Below are 1,945 nucleotides of genomic sequence, written 5' to 3' on the forward strand. Positions count from 1 at the left end.
GCTAAAAGGAGCAAGATCGTGTATTTCCACTATCCGGGGTACTCTTTCGCTACCATCGAGAATCAACAACCCAAAATGCGGTCAGTCCTGGACAGATCCGGAACCAAAAGTTAACCACAGATTGCACTGATTTTCACAGATTGTTGCGTCAACCCTCACCCTCACTCCACTACAATCTCCCGGCGCTGCACCGTCGCCAGATCAATCACATCCACCGACGGCTCCGGCAGCCAGCCCGCCCCGCCCGATTCGATCACCACGATTCGCGCATAATCCGGCTTGCGCAGTGCCATAAACGTCACAGCACCCGTGCATAACAGGGAAATGACGGATACGAGCACCCAAGGCCAGATCGGTCGGCGATCATCCTTCACCGCTTCCAGGGCCAGCTCGTGGTATTTGTCCTCAAGCTGGCGCGAGCGGCTGCGCTCCTCCCGCAACGTCTCCCGCAGACTCTCGATCAGCTCGTCCAGCCGCGCCATCAGCGCCCGCTGCGTCTCCTGCGCCGTCTCGGTCTCGATCTGCTCAGTCTCCGCCTCGACCAGCTCGGCCTCGGCCTCGATCCGCTCCGCCTCCGGCGTGCAAGCCGAAGCCAGCAACGCTACAATTGCGATGACGAGTATAATTTTCTCGTTCATTCTAGCTCCACTCCCGTTGTGTCCCTGAATTCTCCATCGAAGGCGGGCCTCTGGCCTGGGCCGTTCTCGCCGCTCTGGGGCAGCACGGCCCACGGCGCCTGCTCCCGTTGGGGCAGCTTGAGGTTGACATTGCCGCTTTTGCCCATCAAGCGCGACACCATCGCCAGTTGCTTCAGATCGCGGTAATCGTCGTCCGCGAGCAAGCGCCGCGTGATGTAGGCCTGCACCGCGTCCTTGACGATGAAGAGCGTGCCGATGGAAACGACAATCGCCAGCACACCGCCGCCGCCCAGCGCTAGATACAACGCCTGGTCCGACAAGCGCTTCGTGACGCTGTGCGCCACCACGCCCATAGTCACGATCACGACCAGCGCAAAAACTACCCTGAAAAACGTCTTGTTTTCCATCCTGCCTCCTCGTACCCTATACCCGAAATTGCGGATGTACCCTATATTGTCCTTTTTCAGCTACTCTGTACCATTTTCGGGTATATCGGATACAGGGTACAGTCCATACTTCAGGTCTTGCAGTTTCTCACTGATTGCAAGTGCAAACCCTCTCACCCTGGTCGCCTTGGCTTGCCCAATGCCCAGCTCTTCTCGCAGCCAAGTTATGCCCCGACCAGACGCTAAAGCTATAGCCACGTGCTCAGGGTCCAGCGGGTCCGGCGGTCGGCCCGGCTCGCCGCTGTCGTCGCCATCCACATCCTCAGCTACGTCCAGCACACGATCCGGATCGTAATCACCAAAATCCAACATCGGCGTGTGCTCCGTTCGCTCGAGGCGGCCCAGCTCCCGGTTGCCCAGCTTGGCGATTTGCAAGCGATGCGTCTCCCCGGCCAGGGTCAAGAGAAAATCGCCGTTCCCCTGCAGCGCCTCCGCCCCGCTACTCTTGACTCCGGTCGCCACGTAGGCCGCGTTGGAGTCGGCCACGCGGCCCGTCAGGCGCAAGGGCAGGTTGGCCTTGGCCACGCTGCCCCCCAGCGCATCGACGAGGGCATGCTGAGTGGCCAGCACAATGTGAATCCCCATCTCGCGCCCCAGCGCCGCGATGCGCCGAATCGCCTCGGCCACCGGCTCGCCGCCCAAATCGAGCAGTTCGCGCACCTCGTCGATGACGATGAAGAGCCGCGGCCGCACTCGACCGTTCCGCTTGCGGCGGTAGAGCTCGGTCAACGCCCACGTCACAGCGCCTCCCGCCTCGGATGGAGCGCCGATCACGGGGTGAGCCAGGTCCGCGGCCCGACGGAAGCCCCACCAGCCCCCACCCTGTCACTTTTCCACCTCTGCCACTACACCCCCACGATA

General features: G+C 61.6%; 3 protein-coding genes. All 3 read right to left on the reverse strand.

Going from position 1 to position 1,945, the window contains the following annotated elements; genetic code table 11:
• Window positions 1–161: 161 nt before the first annotated feature.
• The 3 genes from I6U14_RS00220 to I6U14_RS00230 are packed head-to-tail and all read right to left on the reverse strand — an operon-like array spanning window position 162 to window position 1,813.
• The gene (locus I6U14_RS00220; RefSeq protein ID WP_296895892.1) at window positions 162–638 is read right to left on the reverse strand and encodes a hypothetical protein; all 477 of its coding nucleotides are present in this window, start codon (window positions 636–638) and stop codon (window positions 162–164) included.
• Entirely contained in the window at window positions 635–1,045 is a 411-nt protein-coding gene (locus I6U14_RS00225) for a hypothetical protein (RefSeq protein WP_296895895.1), read from the reverse strand. The genes I6U14_RS00220 and I6U14_RS00225 overlap by 4 nt, the downstream gene beginning before the upstream one ends.
• Before the next feature lie 60 nt (window positions 1,046–1,105).
• Window positions 1,106–1,813, reverse strand: a complete 708-nt coding sequence (locus tag I6U14_RS00230; RefSeq protein WP_296895897.1) for an FtsK/SpoIIIE domain-containing protein — start codon at window positions 1,811–1,813, stop codon at window positions 1,106–1,108.
• Between the last annotated feature and the right edge of the window lie 132 nt (window positions 1,814–1,945).

Source organism: Thiohalocapsa sp. (assembly GCF_019695415.1).
GTDB lineage: Bacteria > Pseudomonadota > Gammaproteobacteria > Chromatiales > Chromatiaceae > Thiohalocapsa.